Origin of the sequence: Edaphovirga cremea, from assembly GCF_003332275.1 — a bacterium.
Lineage (GTDB): Bacteria > Pseudomonadota > Gammaproteobacteria > Enterobacterales > Enterobacteriaceae > Edaphovirga > Edaphovirga cremea.
The window spans coordinates 612,760-630,676 of record NZ_QOVA01000001.1; the positions used below are offsets into that span (position 1 = coordinate 612,760).

12 protein-coding genes are annotated in these 17,917 nt (G+C 50.5%); 9 read left to right on the forward strand and 3 right to left on the reverse strand.

Features of this window, described 5'->3' with window-relative positions:
* Window positions 1-16: 16 nt before the first annotated feature.
* The 9 genes from DRI82_RS02810 to DRI82_RS02850 all read left to right on the forward strand — a co-directional run bounded on the left by DRI82_RS02810 (window position 17) and on the right by DRI82_RS02850 (window position 13,502).
* A complete protein-coding gene (locus DRI82_RS02810; RefSeq protein ID WP_114191964.1) occupies window positions 17-3,544 on the forward strand; it encodes a DNA translocase FtsK 4TM domain-containing protein in 3,528 nt (1,175 codons plus the stop codon).
* Window positions 3,545-3,724: 180 nt separating this feature from the next.
* Entirely contained in the window at window positions 3,725-4,336 is a 612-nt protein-coding gene (gene lolA / locus DRI82_RS02815) for an outer membrane lipoprotein periplasmic chaperone LolA (RefSeq protein ID WP_114191965.1), read from the forward strand.
* Between the two features lie 7 nt (window positions 4,337-4,343).
* Window positions 4,344-5,687: a replication-associated recombination protein A gene (locus DRI82_RS02820; protein WP_114191966.1), complete on the forward strand. Its 1,344-nt coding sequence runs from the start codon at window positions 4,344-4,346 to the stop codon at window positions 5,685-5,687.
* Between the two features lie 108 nt (window positions 5,688-5,795).
* Window positions 5,796-7,088 (forward strand): serine--tRNA ligase, encoded by a 1,293-nt coding sequence (serS, locus tag DRI82_RS02825; RefSeq protein WP_114191967.1) that lies wholly within the window; start codon window positions 5,796-5,798, stop codon window positions 7,086-7,088.
* Between the two features lie 350 nt (window positions 7,089-7,438).
* Window positions 7,439-9,889: a dimethylsulfoxide reductase subunit A gene (gene dmsA / locus DRI82_RS02830; protein ID WP_114191968.1), complete on the forward strand. Its 2,451-nt coding sequence runs from the start codon at window positions 7,439-7,441 to the stop codon at window positions 9,887-9,889.
* A gap of 10 nt (window positions 9,890-9,899) precedes the next feature.
* A complete protein-coding gene (locus tag DRI82_RS02835; protein ID WP_114191969.1) occupies window positions 9,900-10,517 on the forward strand; it encodes a DMSO/selenate family reductase complex B subunit in 618 nt (205 codons plus the stop codon).
* Window position 10,518: 1 nt separating this feature from the next.
* The gene (locus DRI82_RS02840; RefSeq protein ID WP_114191970.1) at window positions 10,519-11,382 is read left to right on the forward strand and encodes a dimethyl sulfoxide reductase anchor subunit family protein; all 864 of its coding nucleotides are present in this window, start codon (window positions 10,519-10,521) and stop codon (window positions 11,380-11,382) included.
* A 45-nt stretch (window positions 11,383-11,427) separates the two neighbouring features.
* The gene (gene dmsD, locus DRI82_RS02845; RefSeq protein ID WP_114191971.1) at window positions 11,428-12,045 is read left to right on the forward strand and encodes a Tat proofreading chaperone DmsD; all 618 of its coding nucleotides are present in this window, start codon (window positions 11,428-11,430) and stop codon (window positions 12,043-12,045) included.
* Window positions 12,046-12,356: 311 nt separating this feature from the next.
* Entirely contained in the window at window positions 12,357-13,502 is a 1,146-nt protein-coding gene (locus DRI82_RS02850; protein ID WP_114191972.1) for an MFS transporter, read from the forward strand.
* Window positions 13,503-13,579: 77 nt separating this feature from the next.
* On the opposite strand, the gene pflA is transcribed toward DRI82_RS02850, so the two are convergent.
* The 3 genes from pflA to focA form a co-directional block, all read right to left on the reverse strand.
* On the reverse strand, window positions 13,580-14,320 hold the full coding sequence (gene pflA / locus DRI82_RS02855; protein ID WP_114191973.1) for a pyruvate formate lyase 1-activating protein: 741 nt from the start codon (window positions 14,318-14,320) through the stop codon (window positions 13,580-13,582).
* Window positions 14,321-14,650: 330 nt separating this feature from the next.
* Window positions 14,651-16,933 carry a formate C-acetyltransferase gene (gene pflB / locus DRI82_RS02860; protein ID WP_114191974.1) on the reverse strand — a complete coding sequence of 761 codons (2,283 nt, stop codon included), beginning with the start codon at window positions 16,931-16,933 and terminating at the stop codon, window positions 14,651-14,653.
* A 55-nt stretch (window positions 16,934-16,988) separates the two neighbouring features.
* On the reverse strand, window positions 16,989-17,846 hold the full coding sequence (focA, locus tag DRI82_RS02865) for a formate transporter FocA (RefSeq protein WP_114191975.1): 858 nt from the start codon (window positions 17,844-17,846) through the stop codon (window positions 16,989-16,991).
* Between the last annotated feature and the right edge of the window lie 71 nt (window positions 17,847-17,917).

Consider the following 17,917-nt stretch of genomic DNA (forward strand, 5'->3'; position numbering starts at 1 on the left):
ACCTGGAGAGCCTTTCTTGAGCCAGGAATATACAGAAGATAAAGAAGTTACCCTCAAAAAACTCAGTGGGAGCCGTCGTTTACTCGAAGCCTTACTGGTTGTGGTAGCCATTTTTGCCATTTATCTCATGGCAGCATTAGTCAGTTTCAACCCTTCTGATCCAAGTTGGTCACAAACTGCGTGGCATGAGCCTATCCATAATCTGGGTGGCGGTGTGGGTGCATGGATGGCCGACACACTATTTTTCACCTTCGGCGTATTGGCTTATGCCATACCACCTATCATGCTTATTCTCTGCTGGACAGGATTTCGTCAGCGTGAAAATGGCGAATACATTGATTACTTTACCCTTTCTCTGCGGTTGATCGGCACGCTGGCGTTAGTTCTGACGTCCTGTGGTATGGCTGCGCTCAACGTGGATGACCTCTATTACTTCGCTTCCGGCGGGGTGATTGGCAGTTTGCTCAGTAATGCGATGGCGCCATGGCTCAATAATATTGGTGCCACCCTGGCCTTGCTTTGCGTCTGGGCTGCGGGATTGACTTTGTTTTCCGGTTGGTCGTGGCTGACAATTGCAGAAAAAATTGGCGGTGTAGTGCTCGGTACCGCGACGTTCATGACCAACCGTTCACGTCGGGATGACGATTACGATGAGGATATCCACGATAACGAGGATATTCTGGTTGATGATGAGCCGAAGAAAACTGTCGAGTTTTCTTCGGTGGCGGCAGAGAGCAATGAGGACGATGATGATGTCTTGTTCTCCGCCCCATCGGTCACCGACACGACTCCTCTGGTAACGGGCAACCAGCCAGTGGAAGATGCACAGCAAAGTACATCGCAGCCGGTACTGGCCGATGTGGCGCAATCTGTTGCAGCCCTGACGGCGCAGCCGTCCGTGGAGGCGAATGCTCAACCAGCGGCGACCCCTCCTCTCTATAGCTTTGAAGTGCCTGATGAGGCGGTAAACCCTCCGCAACAGACGCCTGCACCTGTTCAACCGCGCCAGCAAGCGCCAGTTTTCGATGCTGACGATGAGGGACCGCGACTGGGCGATTGGAATTCACCTGAGAGCAATACCCGTTCTCCCTTTGATTTCAGCGCGTCGCAACAGCGTGACAGCCATGACGTTGATATGCCGACGTTTTCACCGGATTTCGAACCGTTTTCCAGTCAAGCTGGGCAGCGTTCGTCGCAAGCAGCGGGTGTCGCGGGCGCTGCCGCAGCTACCTTTATGCCTGCATTCAGTGCGGTGAGTGAAGGCAATTCACAGGTTAAACAAGGTATTGGCCCGGAATTACCGCGACCTAACCCGGTACGAATCCCTACGCGGCGCGAACTGGCATCATTTGGGATCAAACTGCCTTCCCAACGTGCTGCGGAACAAAATGACAATACAAGTGATGATTATCCGCACGACAATTCCATATTGTCGGCTGAGCCACTGACTTCAGCGACAGATGCCCCCACGGCAGCAGAAGATGAACAGGCAATGCAGGAAGCGGCATTGCGTCAAGCTTACGCGGAACAGCAACAAGAACGCTACGGCGAGCCATTTGCTGTTGAGCCTGATGACGAAGCGGCACTGCAGGAAGCTGCGTTGCGTGAAGCATTTGCGGCGCGTGAGCAGGAGCGTTATCAATCCGAAACGCCAGTACGTCCTGAACTTGGCATCACTCCAACACCATCAGGAGTGCGGCAGGATGTTGATACGCGAAATGCGTATAGCTTCTCACCGATGGCTGACTTGGTTGATGATACGCCAGTGGAGCCTCTGTTTACCTTATCCCCACAACCTGAAGAACCGCGAACGCAGCAAAACTTCCAGCAAACAGAGGAAGAATTTGACGACTACGGACAGGATGATTATCCGGCGCGGTCTAACGCCACCTCTGCTGATGTGAATCAATCCACGGGTTGGCGCGATATTCCGCAAACAGAGGTGTATCAGCCTGACTCCGAATATGAGCCTCCGTCGCAATCCTCCGCTGCGGTGAACCCTGAAATGGACAGTCTGTTCCATCCATTCCTGGTGCGCCATGAACAGCCGCTGGAGAAACCGACAACACCGTTGCCGACCCTGGACTTGCTGACCGCGCCACCTGAAACCGAAGAACCGGTTGACATGTTCGCGTTGCAGCAGACAGCACGTCTGGTTGAAGCCAGATTGGCCGATTACCGTGTCAAAGCCGATGTGGTGGGGATCTCCCCAGGCCCGGTTATCACCCGTTTTGAGTTGGATCTGGCGCCAGGCGTTAAAGCGGCTCGTATCTCCAATCTGTCGCGCGACCTTGCACGTTCGCTCTCAACAACGGCGGTGCGTGTGGTTGAAGTGATCCCGGACAAACCTTATGTCGGTCTGGAACTGCCAAACAAACATCGTCAAACGGTCTATCTGCGTGAAGTGCTGGATTGCGCCAAGTTCCGTGATAATCCATCGCCGCTGGCGGTAGTGCTGGGTAAAGACATCTCCGGTCAGCCAGTCGTGGCCGATCTGGCAAAAATGCCTCATTTGCTGGTCGCGGGTACCACTGGTTCAGGTAAATCGGTTGGTGTGAATGCGATGATTATCAGCATTCTGTATAAAGCCACGCCGAAAGAAGTGCGCTTTATCATGATCGACCCGAAAATGCTGGAGCTGTCGGTGTATGAAGGTATACCGCATCTGCTGACGGAAGTGGTGACCGACATGAAAGATGCGGCGAATGCGCTGCGCTGGTGTGTCGGGGAGATGGAGCGTCGCTATAAGCTGATGTCAGCGCTGGGAGTCCGTAATCTGGCAGGTTACAACGAGCGTGTCATGCAGGCTGATGCGATGGGCCGACCGATTCCCGATCCGTTCTGGAAACCCAGCGACAGCATGGGAATGACGCCCCCAGTACTGGAAAAATTGCCTTATATCGTCGTTATGGTCGATGAGTTCGCCGATCTGATTATGGCCGTGGGCAAGAAGGTTGAAGAACTGATCGCGCGTTTGGCGCAAAAAGCGCGTGCGGCAGGTATTCACTTGGTGTTGGCAACACAGCGACCGTCTGTGGATGTCATCACGGGACTGATTAAAGCGAATATTCCAACGCGAATTGCGTTCACGGTTTCAAGCAAAATCGACTCGCGTACCATTCTCGATCAAGGCGGTGCGGAATCTCTGCTGGGTATGGGGGACATGCTGTATATGGCGCCAAACTCCTCTATTCCAGTACGTGTGCATGGCGCGTTTGTGCGCGATCAGGAAGTGCATGCGGTGGTTCAGGACTGGAAAGCACGCGGTCGCCCCGAGTACATCGACAATATCATCACTGCCGGTGATGATGGCGAAGGTGGCGGAGGGATTGACAGCGATGAAGAGTTGGATCCTCTATTTGATCAGGCGGTGGCGTTTGTTATTGATAAACGTCGGGCATCGATTTCCGGTGTGCAGCGTCAGTTCCGTATCGGTTACAACCGTGCCGCGAGAATCATCGAGCAAATGGAAGCGCAAAGTATCGTGAGTACGCCGGGTCATAATGGCAATCGGGAAGTGCTTGCTCCTCCATCACACGAATAGATTTGACCTTGAGGGGCCGCTTTTGCGGCCCTTATGCAAAGAAGCGTAAAACCCTCAACTTTGAGACGATTAACCTACCGCTGACAAATCAGCTTCAGCTAAAGTTGCATATCGGTTTTTGGAATTTCAATCACCAATCGAATCAGCGGTAGTCATGGAATTCACGAGGTAACGGTAATAATGAAAAAATTGCTAATTGTTGGTTGTCTGCTTACGGCTTTTACTTCCGCCTCAGTATTGGCGGATGCCAGCAGTGATTTAAAAGGTCGTTTGGGAAAGATGAACAGTTTCCATGCCAGCTTCACCCAGAAAGTGACCAGCGATGACGGAGCTGCAGTACAGGAAGGCGAAGGTGAATTATGGGTGAAACGCCCAAATTTATTCAACTGGCATATGACTTCACCGGATGAAAGTGTTTTGGTTTCTGATGGCAAGACGTTGTGGTTCTATAATCCCTTTGTTGAACAAGTTACCGCTACCTGGCTTAAGAATGCGACCGGTAATACGCCATTCATGTTGATCACCCGTAATGACAGCAGCGACTGGGCTCAATATGATGTGAAGCAAAAAGGCGACGATTTTGAGCTGACGCCGAAAGCAGCAACGGGAAATCTCAAGCAGTTTGCCATTACCGTGACGCCGAGCGGCATCATCAAAAGTTTCACCGCAGTGGAACAGGACGGACAACGCAGCGCGTATACCCTGAAGAGCCAGCAGAATGGCGCGGTAGACGCCGCGAAATTTACATTTACCCCGCCGAAGGGGGTGACGCTGGACGACCAGCGCCAGTGAGGTTTCTGTGAGTAATCTGTCACTCGATTTTTCCCAAAATGAGTTCCAGCCACTGGCCGCGCGTATGCGGCCAACAACGCTGGCACAATATATCGGCCAGCAGCATTTGTTGACGCCGGGTAAGCCGTTACCGCGCGCCATTGAAGCGGGACAATTGCACTCCATGATTCTATGGGGGCCGCCTGGCACGGGGAAAACGACGCTGGCAGAATTGATCGGGCGTTATGGCCGTGCGGATGTCGAACGCATTTCTGCGGTCACGTCAGGCATTAAAGAGATCCGCGAAGCCATTGAACGTGCCCGTCAGAATCGCGATGCGGGACGACGGACTATTTTGTTCGTCGATGAGGTGCATCGCTTTAACAAGAGCCAGCAAGATGCTTTTTTGCCGCATATTGAAGACGGCACTATCACCTTTATCGGGGCGACCACCGAGAATCCCTCATTCGAACTCAACTCAGCCCTCTTGTCACGGGCCAGGGTCTATCTGTTGAAAGCTCTGACGCCAGAGGATATCGAAAAAGTTATCGATCAGGCGCTAAGCGACAGTGAACGCGGGTTGGGTGGTCAGAACATTGAGGTGCCAAAAGAGACCCGCCGCCTTCTTTCCGAGTTGGTGAATGGTGACGCACGTCGTGCATTAAACAGCCTGGAAATGATGGCTGACATGGCTGAGTTGGATGCGAAAGGAATTCGTACCCTGACGCCTGAACTGTTGCGTGAAGTTTCTGGTGAACGCAGCGCCAGGTTCGATAATAAAGGCGATCGCTATTACGATTTAATCTCGGCGCTGCATAAGTCAGTGCGAGGTTCTGCGCCGGATGCTGCGCTGTATTGGTATGCCCGCATTATTACTGCTGGCGGCGATCCGCTGTATGTTGCCCGCCGTCTGCTGGCGATAGCGTCAGAAGATGTGGGAAATGCCGATCCGCGTGGTATGCAGGTGGCTATTTCCGCATGGGACTGTTTCACCCGCGTCGGCCCAGCGGAGGGTGAGCGGGCTATCGCGCAGGCGATCGTCTATCTTGCCTGTGCACCGAAAAGCAACGCCGTTTATACCGCGTTCAAAGCCGCGATGCGCGATGCCAAAGAGCAGGCCGATTATGATGTTCCCGAGCACCTGCGTAATGCGCCAACCAAATTAATGAAAGAAATGGGATTGGGTGCGGAGTATCGCTATGCACACGATGAACCGAATGCGTATGCCGCTGGTGAGATCTATTTCCCGAAAGAGATGGCACAAACGCAGTACTATTATCCATCTTCCCGGGGCCTGGAAGGCAAGATAGGCGAAAAGCTGGCATGGTTATCTGAACAGGATCAAAATAGCCCGACAAAACGCTACCGCTAACGAGGCGGTTGCGGTAAGGTTATTATCTATAACTCTTTGTCACGCCGCCGCTTATTGGCTGGCGTACAGGGTCTGATATCACTTAATTACAACAAGCACAGGATTAGCATGCTCGATCCCAATCTGCTGCGTAACGAGCTAGACGCAGTCGCAGAAAAACTGGCTCGCAGAGGCTTTAAACTCGATGTAGACACGCTGCGTAAACAAGAAGAACGCCGTAAAGTGCTGCAAGTAGAAACCGAAAATCTTCAGGCAGAACGCAACGCACGATCGAAATCGATAGGTGCGGCAAAAGCCCGTAGTGAAGACATCGAACCCCTGCGTCAGGAAGTCAATCTTCTGGGTGAAAAGCTGGATGCTGCCAAGGCCGAATTGGACGCATTACAGAATGAAATCAGCGATGTCGCGTTAGCTATTCCTAATCTGCCGGACGACTCTGTTCCTGCGGGCAAAGATGAAAACGACAATCTTGAAGTCAGCCGCTGGGGTGAACCACGCCAGTATGATTTTGAGGTTCGCGATCACGTCTCACTCGGTGAGATGTCCGGCGGCCTCGATTTCGCTGCCGCAGTGAAACTGACGGGCTCACGCTTTGTGGTCATGAAAGGTCAGATTGCGCGTATGCACCGTGCACTGTCGCAATTCATGATTGACTTGCATACTGAGCAGCATGGTTATCTGGAAACATACGTTCCCTATCTGGTAAATCATGAAACACTGTATGGAACAGGCCAGTTGCCAAAGTTCGGTGAAGACCTGTTCCACACCAAACCGCTGGAAGAAGAAGCAAATACCAGCAGCTATGCGCTGATCCCTACTGCGGAAGTGCCAGTGACTAACCTGGTTCGTGGTGAAATTCTTGAAGAAGACATTTTACCGCTGAAAATGACCGCCCATACCCCGTGCTTCCGTTCTGAAGCCGGTTCGTATGGCCGTGATACCCGCGGTTTGATCCGTATGCATCAGTTCGACAAAGTAGAAATGGTGCAGATCGTCCGCCCTGAAGATTCAATGCAGGCGCTGGAAGAGTTGACCGGGCATGCGGAAAAAGTTCTGCAGTTGCTTAATTTGCCTTACCGTAAAGTGTTGCTGTGTACGGGTGATATGGGCTTTGGTTCAAGCAAAACTTACGATCTCGAAGTATGGTTGCCAGCGCAAAATACTTACCGCGAAATCTCTTCTTGTTCAAACATGTGGGATTTCCAGGCTCGTCGTATGCAGGCGCGTTTCCGTGGCAAAACTGATAAAAAACCGCGTTTGGTGCACACGTTGAACGGATCTGGTTTAGCCGTTGGCCGTACACTGGTCGCTGTTATGGAAAACTATCAGCAAGCTGATGGCCGTATCGAAGTTCCAGAAGTGTTACGCCCGTATATGCGTGGCCTGGAATATATCGGTTAATCCATTTCGCGACATATTGAGTCAGATCCTTCTTTTGTGAGTAGGGTTTGATGCTGTTTCTGAAAGCGCCTTCGGGCGCTTTTTTGTTTCTAATTTTAAGCTTTGAAGCCATCTCACAGTTTTACATAAAACACATCGCGAGCCCGATCTATTCACTCTATTTCTTGATTGCAAGCAACATAAGTCACTCACATTGGCGATTATCCTTACAAAATGAATGGTTAATGGTTTAGCCATTTATAAACGGACCCAATAATCCGTGTTGCTCATATACCGGAGCGTTCAGGTGTTGTAGATAACGGCATCAACGGCGCTCAGAGTTTCCCTGCCAGGGTAAATTGGAGTGAATTATGTCGAATATCAACATCAAGAATCTGTTGGCTTGTGACATGAGTCGACGGGGGTTAGTGAAATCCACGGCGATCACCAGTCTGGCTCTAGCCGCTGGGGGGATCGCCCTTCCATTCAGCCGTCGTGCTATAGCGAGTGGTGTCCTCGCGGCAACGGCCCCCCATCGCCAGGATCAGACAATCTGGAGTGCCTGTACGGTGAACTGTGGCAGCCGTTGCCCGTTACGCATGCATGTCGTTGACGGCGAAATCACCTATGTCGAAACAGATAATACCGGCGACGATCAATATGACGGGCTGCATCAGGTGAGTGCTTGCCTGCGCGGTCGTTCCATGCGCCAACGGGTCTATAATCCTGACCGCCTGAAATACCCGATGAAGCGTGTGGGTGCGCGTGGTGAAGGTAAGTTTGAGCGAATCACATGGGAAGAGGCCTACAACACTCTCGCTGCCAGTATGAAAGATATTATTGGCAAGTATGGCAATGAAGCAATCTATCTGAACTATGGTACGGGTACGCTCGGCGGTACCATGACCCGCTCATGGCCACCGGGTTCGACATTAATCGCCAGATTGATGAATTGCTGTGGGGGTTATCTTAATCACTATGGTGACTACAGTACGGCGCAAATTACCGAGGGATTGAACTATACCTACGGTGGTTGGGCCGACGGTAATAGCCCTTCTGATATCGAGAACAGCAAGCTGGTCGTCCTCTTCGGTAATAACCCCGGTGAAACTCGCATGAGCGGCGGCGGTGTGACCTATTATCTTGAGGAGGCGCGCAAAAAATCCAACGCCAGAATGATTATTATCGACCCGCGTTATACCGATACCGGGGCAGGGCGGGAGGATGAATGGATCCCCCTTCGTCCCGGCACCGATGCTGCGCTGGTAGCGGCATTGGCCTACGTTATGATCAGCGAAAATAGTGTCGATCAGCCCTTCCTGGACAAATACTGCGTAGGGTATGACGAAAAAACCTTACCGGCAGGTGCGCCCGCAAATGGTCATTACAAAGCGTATATTCTGGGCTCGGGGCCTGATGGCATCGCCAAGACCCCGCAATGGGCAGCAAAAATTACCGGGATCCCGGCTGATAAAATCGTCAAATTGGGTCGTGAAATCGGTCAGGCAAAACCTGCGTTCATCGCTCAGGGTTGGGGACCGCAACGGCATGCCAACGGTGAACTAACCTCCCGTGCAATCTCGATGCTGTCGATTCTGACGGGTAATGTTGGTATCAGTGGTGGTAATTCAGGGGCGCGAGAAGGCTCGTATTCTCTGCCTTTTGTCCGCATGCCAACGCTGGAAAATCCAGTACAAACCAGTATTTCCATGTTCCTGTGGACTGACGCCATTTTCCGTGCAACGGAAATGACCGCCAAACGTGATGGTGTTCGAGGCAAAGACAAGCTGGATGTTCCTATCAAGTTTATTTGGAACTACGCCAGTAACTGTCTCATCAATCAGCATTCTGAAATTAACAAAACGCATGACATCCTGCAGGATGACAAGAAATGCGAAATGATTGTGGTCATTGATAATCATATGACCTCGACAGCCAAGTATGCCGACATCCTGTTACCCGATTGCACAGCGTCTGAGCAGATGGATTTTTGTCTCGATGCGTCCTGCGGAAACATGGATTACGTCATTTTCGCCGATCAGGTCATCAAACCTCGTTTCGAATGCAAAACCATTTATGAAATGACCACTGAACTGGCGAAACGCATGGGGGTCGAGGCGCAATTTACCGAAGGGCGTACCCATGAACAATGGATGCGTCATATCTATCAGCAATCGAGAGAAGCCATCCCTGAACTTCCGGAGTTCGATGAATTCCGCAAACAGGGGATCTTCAAAAAACGCGATCCGGAAGGGCATCACGTAGCGTACAAGGCATTCCGCGAAGATCCTGTCGCGAACCCGTTGACCACCCCTTCAGGGAAAATCGAGATTTACTCGGCGCAATTGGCCGAAATTGCTGCCAACTGGGAGCTGGAAAAAGACGACGTCATCGATCCGCTGCCTATCTATGCGGCGGGTTTTGAAAGCCATGTAGATCCCTTGATAGAGCAATTCCCCTTGCAGCTAAGCGGTTTCCACTACAAATCCAGAACACATTCCACTTACGGCAACGTCGAGCTATTAAAGGCCGCCTGTCGTCAGGAGATGTGGATAAATCCGATTGATGCAAAACCGCGAGGTATTGGTAACGGGGATGTAATCCGCATTTTCAATCAGCGAGGAGAGGTGCGCATCAACGCAAAAGTCACACCGAGGATGATGCCTGGCGTAGTGGCATTGAGTGAGGGGGCATGGCATGCACCGGATACGAAAATGGTCGATCACGCGGGTTGTATCAATGTGCTGACTACGCAACGCCCTTCGCCGCTGGCAAAAGGCAATCCTTCTCACACTAACCTTGTGCAAGTTGCAAAGGTTTAAGGGGTGACCTATGACGACGCAATACGGATTTTATATTGACTCAAGTCGGTGTACAGGTTGCAAAACGTGTGAGCTGGCCTGCAAGGACTACAAGAACCTTACGCCGGACGTCAATTTCCGTCGTATTTACGAGTACGCAGGAGGCGACTGGCAACGCGACGGTGACGGATGGCACCAGAATGTTTTCGCTTATTATCTCTCTATCTCCTGTAACCACTGTGAGGATCCCGCTTGTACCAAAGTGTGCCCAACAGGCGCAATGCATAAGCAGGAAGACGGTTTCGTTGTAGTTGATGAAAGCATTTGCATTGGTTGCCGCTATTGCCATATGGCATGTCCTTACGGCGCGCCACAATACAATGAGGCCAAAGGGCACATGACCAAGTGTGATGGCTGCTATGAGCGTGTTGGTGAGGGGAAAAAGCCTATTTGTGTGGAATCCTGCCCGCTGCGTGCGCTTGATATGGCACCTATCGAGGAGTTGAGGGCGAAATATGGCGATCTGGCAGCCGTTTCCCCACTTCCTGGGGCGCATTTCACGAAACCTAATATTGTGCTGAAACCTAATGCCAATAGCCGTCCTTCAGGGGATACCACCGGCTATCTGGCCAATCCGCTGGAGGTGTGAGATGGGTATGGGATGGCATGAATGGCCGCTGATGATTTTCACTGTCCTTGGACAGTGCGTTGTGGGTGGCTTTACCGTTATGGCGCTTGCACTGCTGAGTGGTCGACTGGATCGCGATATGATGCATAAAGTGCATCGTTCCATGTTCTTTTTATGGCTATTAATGGGGATTGCATTTGTCGCATCAGTCATACATTTGGGTTCACCGCTGAGGGCCATGAATTCGCTCAATCGGGTGGGCGCATCGGCACTGAGTAACGAGATTGCTGCGGGGTCACTGTTTTTCGCACTGGGCGGTATTTATTGGTTAATGGCCATGCTGGATAAACTTCCCCCGGCTTTGACCAAACCCTGGCTGATAATAACGATGCTGGCTGGATTCGTTTTTGTCTATGCCATGTGCAGGGTTTACGCCATCAATACGGTACCTACCTGGGATAACGTTTATACCCCACTGGGGTTTGTATTGACGGTATTTATGACGGGTCCGCTATTGGGGTATTTGTTACTCAGGGTGGCGGGTGTAACGCAGTGCGGCAACATTCGGTTACTGCCCGCACTCAGCGTGCTGGCGTTGGTCGTCACTCTTTGCGCGGCTATGATGCAAATAGCGGGACTGGCGGATATCAACAGTTCTGTGCAGTCGGCATCGGCCTTGATACCCAGTCTGGGATGGATCATGACCTGGAGACTGGTGTTGGTTGTGCTGGGGCTGGGCTGCTGGATCTGTCCGCTCGTCATGCGCAAAACTCCAAGTATCAGCGCATTGAGCATGGCATTTGTGCTGGTTGTGGCTGGCGAACTGATTGGACGCGGCGTATTTTATGGTTTGCATATGACCATGGGAATGGCAATAGGCAGTTGATGGCTGAATGATTCAGCCATGGCAAAACGATGAGAGGGCAGAAAAGTGAAGCAGGAATTGGATATTGCGGTAACCGCGAAATTATTAGGTGCATTACTTTACTACCCTCCTTCCAGCGAAGAGGTCACTCCTTTGCTGACATTTTTAAAAACCGAAGGCTGGATTCGTCAATGGCCCTACGGTTCCCCGGAAGTGCTCGCAGAATCCGCCTCGTTGATTGCACAAGGTGTGAATGGTTCTTGCACTGAGAGCGTGGATGAAGCCTTCCAGCGCTTATTTATTGGCCCTTATGCGTTGGATGCACCGCCCTGGGGATCGGTCTACCTCGACAAAGAGAGTGTCTTGTTTGGTGAGTCGACGCTCTCTTTTCGCTGGTGGTTGGACAGCAATGGCATAGACCCCCTGAATCAGAATAACGAACCAGAAGATCATATGGGTTTGATGCTGATGATGACTGCATGGCTGGCAGAACAGTGGCCGATTTTGCTGGATGAGCTGCTGGAATTCCATCTGCTGACTTGGGCACCACGTTATTTTGAACTGCTCAAGAACACAGCCAATCATCCATTTTATCAGGGAGTCGCGAAATTGGGGTTGGTGACATTGAAAGGGTGGCAGGAACAACGCGATCTTGTTATTACCAAACAACAACTCTACCGCTGAATTATGTCATGTAGCTTATGGCGATTATCTTTAAGACGAGTAAAAGAATCGGCGATATTTTTTAATCGACAATATTGATGGGTAAGGAATAGAGCCTGAAGACATAGGGTTGGTAACGATTAATTCCTTATATATTATGCAAATGACGCCGATTGATTTCGGCGCATGCATAATTGCTCTCCATGATTGATAAGTTATTTAAATCATGGCGTAACAGATTGTGCTTTGCCTGTCAGGCACCTGATTGACTTTTAAACCGCCAGTGGCATGATGCGCGCACTATATCGACTCTGTCTGGTTTCAAACTCACTATGTCCGCTTACTCTCGCCCAGTGCTTCTTTTGCTCTGCGGGCTTTTATTGTTTACGGTCTCCATTGCCGTCTTAAATACCCTGGTTCCCCTGTGGTTGACGCATGAAGCATTGCCTACGTGGCAAGTCGGGCTGGTGAGTTCATCGTATTTCTCTGGAAATCTGGTCGGCACGCTGATCGCGGGTGGATTGATTCGGCGTTATGGCTTCAATAAAAGTTATTACCTTTCCTGCATTATCTTTGCGCTGGCAACGGCTGGTCTCGCAGTATCCGTCAATTTCTGGGCGTGGCTTTGCTGGCGCTTTATGGCCGGTGTAGGCTGCGCATTGATTTGGGTGGTCGTTGAAAGTGCCCTGTTACGCAGTGGTACCGCGCGCAATCGGGGGCAACTGCTGGCCGCCTATATGATGGTATATTACCTCGGTACCGTGATGGGTCAACTGTTGCTGGGAATGGCATCCACTGCGTTGTTGAGCGTTATACCTTGGGTCACGTCGCTGGTGATTATCGCTATCCTGCCACTGTTATTTACACGTATCGCTAATCAGGATCTCGATCAGCCACGTACCACTGTCTGGCCGATGCTTAAGCGTCGTAGTGCGCGTTTAGGTATAAATGGCTGTATTATTTCAGGTATTGTACTGGGTTCTCTGTACGGATTAATGCCTTTGTACTTATCACATCAGGGAATGAGTGATGGAAACGTTGGCTATTGGATGGCATTGCTGGTGAGTTCCGGCATTATCGGTCAATGGCCAGTAGGGCGGATGGCCGATCGCTATGGTCGGTTGTTGGTGCTACGCATTCAGGTGTTCGTCGTTATCCTTGGCTGTATTGCCATGCTGGGGAATTATGCCATGGCACCTGCGCTGTTTATCCTGGGGTGCGCGGGTTTTACGCTCTATCCCGTTGCGATGTCCTGGGCCTGCGAAAAAGTAAGCCCGGATGAACTGGTAGCCATGAATCAGGCGTTATTGCTTAGTTACACCCTCGGCAGCCTGGCGGGTCCAACCATGACGGCGATGCTGATGCAAAGCTATTCCGATCGTCTGCTGTTTGTAATGATCGCTGCAGTCGCGCTGATTTATCTGATTATGCTGCTACGCAAACCCGATCACCACAAAACACCGCTGGCCGCTGCATAAGCACGCCACACAAAAAAGCCTGCTGTTCATAAGCAGGCTTTTTTTCGCCAGAGCCAGGCCGTTTTTAACGACGAAAGTTAGTAAATAACCTTATGGCCATAGCCTTCAAGAATAGTTTTCACCCGCTCCATGGTTTCCGCTTTCGGAGGATTCACGCCATCGAGCTTGTACTCCTCACCCATGGCGATCCATTTGTGCTTGCCCAATTCATGATAAGGCAGCAGCTCAATCTTCTCGATATTGGTCATATCTTTGGTGAATTCGCCTAGCATATGGGTCGATTCGTCATCATCAGACCAACCGGGAACCACAACATATCGAATCCAGGTTCTTTGGTTACGCTTCGCCAGATAACGGGCAAAATCGAGGGTTCGGTGGTTTGAGACGCCGACCAGATTCTGGTGGATATCATCGTTCATCTGCTTGAGATCCAACATCACTAAATCTGTCGCATCCAGCAATTCATCGATTACCGGATCATAGCGGCGTACAAAGCCATTGGTATCCAGACAAGTACTGATCCCTTCCTCGTGACAGGCGCGGAACCAATCGCGGACAAACTCAGCCTGCAAAATAGCTTCGCCACCGGAAGCGGTAACACCGCCGCCTGAAGCATTCATAAAATGGCGATAGGTAACGGCTTCTTTGACCAATTCATCGACCGTCACTTCTTTGCCGCCATGTGTGTCCCAGGTATCTCGATTGTGGCAATAGAGGCAGCGCATCAGGCAGCCTTGAAAGAAAACAATAAAACGGATGCCTGGGCCATCTACCGTGCCACAGGATTCAAAGGAATGGATGCGACCTTTTACTGACATTGCGGGGGTTCTCTCCAATATTGACTGATTAATGGCAGTCTTAAAATGGGGCAATAAGGCGTTGCAGAAATGGCGATGTAGCGTATTGGGTAAGGTTCACCTTAGCACGCCAAAGATTAAAAATTATTCCTGCTGTTCAGTATTACCCTGAGTACTGTTTTGCCGGTCATTCATATTAAGTATAGATGACCGGCAAAACAGACTATTTTTTAATTCCAACAGACTGTCTTTTGATTCACGTTGAAGACAGTATCACATGCGTGCGGAAGATGAAGTAAAGGCCCCACAACGTGGGGCCTTTAGTCTAAGCCATTTTACAGTGGCGGGATATTATATCGACTTGGTAAAAGTACGAGTAATAACGTCCTGTTGCTGTTCTTTGGTCAGAGAGTTGAAACGTACAGCGTAACCAGAAACACGAATGGTCAACTGAGGATATTTTTCAGGATTTTCCATTGCATCCAGCAGCATTTCACGGTTCATAACGTTGACGTTCAGATGCTGGCCGCCTTCGATAGAGGATTCGTGATGGAAATAACCATCCATCAGACCAGCCAGGTTAGCTTTACGAACATCGTCGTCTTTACCCAGTGCGTTAGGAACGATAGAGAAGGTGTAAGAAATACCATCTTTGGCGTAGGCAAACGGCAGTTTTGCAACGGAAGTCAGAGAGGCAACAGCACCTTTCTGATCGCGACCGTGCATTGGGTTGGCACCTGGGCCAAATGGTGCGCCAGCACGACGACCATCTGGGGTGTTACCGGTTTTCTTACCGTACACCACGTTAGAGGTGATAGTAAGAACAGACTGAGTCGGTACTGCACCACGGTAAGTACGCAGCTTCTGAATTTTCTTCATGAAGCGTTCAACCAGGTCACAGGCGATGTCATCAACGCGTGAATCGTTGTTACCAAACTGCGGATATTCACCTTCGATCTTGAAGTCTACAGCCAGACCGTCTTCGTCACGAATGGTAGAAACTTTGGCATATTTGATAGCAGACAGGGAGTCAGCAGCAACAGACAGCCCAGCGATACCACACGCCATGGTGCGGTAAACATCACGGTCATGCAGAGCCATCAGCGCAGCTTCATAGCTGTACTTGTCATGCATGTAATGGATACAGTTCAGCGCGGTGACATACTGTTTTGCCAACCAATCCATAAAGTGATCCATGCGATCCATGACTTTGTCATAGTCCAGCACTTCATCCATCATTGGCGCTTCTTTAGGGCCAACCTGGATCTTCATTTTTTCATCAACGCCGCCGTTGATTGCATACAGCATGGTTTTCGCCAGGTTTGCACGAGCACCAAAGAACTGCATTTGTTTACCCACAACCATTGGGCTCACGCAGCAAGCAATTGCGTAGTCATCGTTGTTGAAATCAGGACGCATCAGATCGTCATTCTCATACTGCAGGGAAGACGTATCGATGGAGACTTTTGCGGCAAATTTCTTGAAGTTCAGCGGCAGCTTTTCAGACCACAGAATGGTCATGTTTGGTTCCGGAGACGGGCCCATGGTGTACAGGGTGTTCAGGAAACGGAAGCTGTTTTTAGTCACCAGAGTACGGCCATCAACGCCCATACCGGCCAGTGATTCAGTTGCCCAGATTGGGTCGCCAGAGAACAGTTCATCATATTCAGGGGTACGCAGGAAACGCACCATACGCAGTTTCATGACCAAATGGTCAATCATTTCCTGGGCTTGTTCTTCAGTGATTTTACCTGCTTTCAGGTCGCGATCGATGAACACGTCGAGGAAGGTAGAAACACGGCCGAAGGACATTGCAGCACCGTTCTGGGACTTAACCGCAGCCAGATAGCCGAAGTAAGTCCACTGAACAGCTTCCTGTGCAGTTTTAGCAGGAGCAGAAATGTCGTAACCATATTTGGCTGCCATTTCTTTAATCTGACCCAGAGCGCGATGCTGTTCAGCAATTTCTTCGCGCAATTGGATGGTCATTTCCAGATCTTCGCCGTTTTCCAGTCTTTCTTGCAGAGAGTTGAACTGGGCGAATTTGTCTTTCATCAGGAAGTCGATGCCGTACAGCGCAACGCGACGGTAGTCACCGATGATACGGCCACGGCCATACGCATCTGGCAGACCAGTCAGAACACCGGATTTACGGCAGTTCAGAATGTCTTTGGTGTAAACATCGAATACGCCCTGGTTGTGCGTCTTGCGGTAATCGGTGAAAACTTTTTTCAGTTGCGGATCAAGTTCACGACCGTAAACTTTACAAGAACCTTCAACCATTTTGATGCCGCCGAAAGGAATCAGGGCACGTTTCAGAGGCGCATCAGTTTGCAGACCAACGATGGTTTCCAGGTCTTTATTGATATAGCCAGCATCATGGGAGGTAATGGTTGCAGCAACGTCGGTGTCAAAATCAACTGGCGCATGAGTGCGGTTTTCCAGTTTGACGCCTTCCATAACTTTATCCCACAGGGTGGTCGTCGCAGGAGTTGCGCCAGCCAGGAAAGCTTCGTCGCCTTCATAGGGGGTGTAGTTTTTCTGAATGAAGTCACGGACATTGACTTCTTTCTGCCAGTCGCCTTCGCTGAAGCCTTCCCAAGCGGTGGCTAATTTTTCATTGAGCTCGGTCATTGTATACCTACCTTCTAATGTGGATTTCTTTGTAAACCCGGCGAGATGACACACCCTAGTGGTGTGAGTCACCACGCAGATAAATTGCCCAGTAAGTCAACCCTACCAATAAACCGCCACCAATAATGTTACCGATGGTCACAGGAATCAGGTTATTGACGATAAAGTTACTTACGGTCAGATGAGCGAATTGCTCAGGTGCTGCGCCTACTGTCTGCCAAAATTCAGGTGTTGCAAAATTCTTGATGACAATCCCTAATGGGATCATGAACATGTTAGCGATACTGTGCTCGAAGCCGCTGGCAACAAACATGCCGACAGGCAAAATCATGGCGAACATTTTATCCATCAGGGTACGGCCGGAGTAACTCATCCACACCGCAAGACAGACCATCAGGTTAGCCAGAATCCCCAGGCAAACAGCTTCAATAAATGTGTGGTGAACTTTATGATCTGCGGTTTGCAGAACATTCATTCCCCATTGCCCATTGGCGACCATGTGTTCGCCTGAGAACCAGATGAGGGCGACAAAGAAGATGCATCCCACCAGGTTACCAATATAGACGTTGACCCAGTTGATCGCTAACTGACCCCAGGTAATGCGCCCACTGGCTTTTGCTACCACGATTAATACTGTTGAAGTGAAGAGGTCCGCGCCACACACAACGACGAGCATTAACCCCAGGGAAAAGCAGATACCCCCTACAAGTTTAGCAAATCCAAACGGAACACCTGCGGTTCCAGTAGTGGCGGTAATATAAAAAACGAAAGCAATCGAAATGAAGACGCCCGCGGTAATCGCCAGATAAAAGGTTTTCAGCGGATGTTTTGTAGCTTTATATACACCAGCTTCTTCGGCAACTTTTGCCATTGCAGCGGGAAGTAATATTTCAAAGGGGTTGTCAGCTTTCACACTAACTCTCTCTAAAGGGTTAATATAGCGCACCGAGATACTAGCAAAGCAGTATAACGCAAAAATTGACT

What these genes read in the sequence shown, in the direction of transcription:
- DRI82_RS02850 (WP_114191972.1), top strand. Translation starts at nt 12,357, where the DNA reads ATGTCCGCTTACTCTCGCCCAGTGCTTCTTTTGCTCTGCGGGCTTTTA.
- pflA (WP_114191973.1), bottom strand. Translation starts at nt 14,320, where the DNA reads ATGTCAGTAAAAGGTCGCATCCATTCCTTTGAATCCTGTGGCACGGTA.
- pflB (WP_114191974.1), bottom strand. Translation starts at nt 16,933, where the DNA reads ATGACCGAGCTCAATGAAAAATTAGCCACCGCTTGGGAAGGCTTCAGC.
- DRI82_RS02835 (WP_114191969.1), top strand. Translation starts at nt 9,900, where the DNA reads ATGACGACGCAATACGGATTTTATATTGACTCAAGTCGGTGTACAGGT.
- serS (WP_114191967.1), top strand. Translation starts at nt 5,796, where the DNA reads ATGCTCGATCCCAATCTGCTGCGTAACGAGCTAGACGCAGTCGCAGAA.
- lolA (WP_114191965.1), top strand. Translation starts at nt 3,725, where the DNA reads ATGAAAAAATTGCTAATTGTTGGTTGTCTGCTTACGGCTTTTACTTCC.
- dmsA (WP_114191968.1), top strand. Translation starts at nt 7,439, where the DNA reads ATGTCGAATATCAACATCAAGAATCTGTTGGCTTGTGACATGAGTCGA.
- DRI82_RS02840 (WP_114191970.1), top strand. Translation starts at nt 10,519, where the DNA reads ATGGGTATGGGATGGCATGAATGGCCGCTGATGATTTTCACTGTCCTT.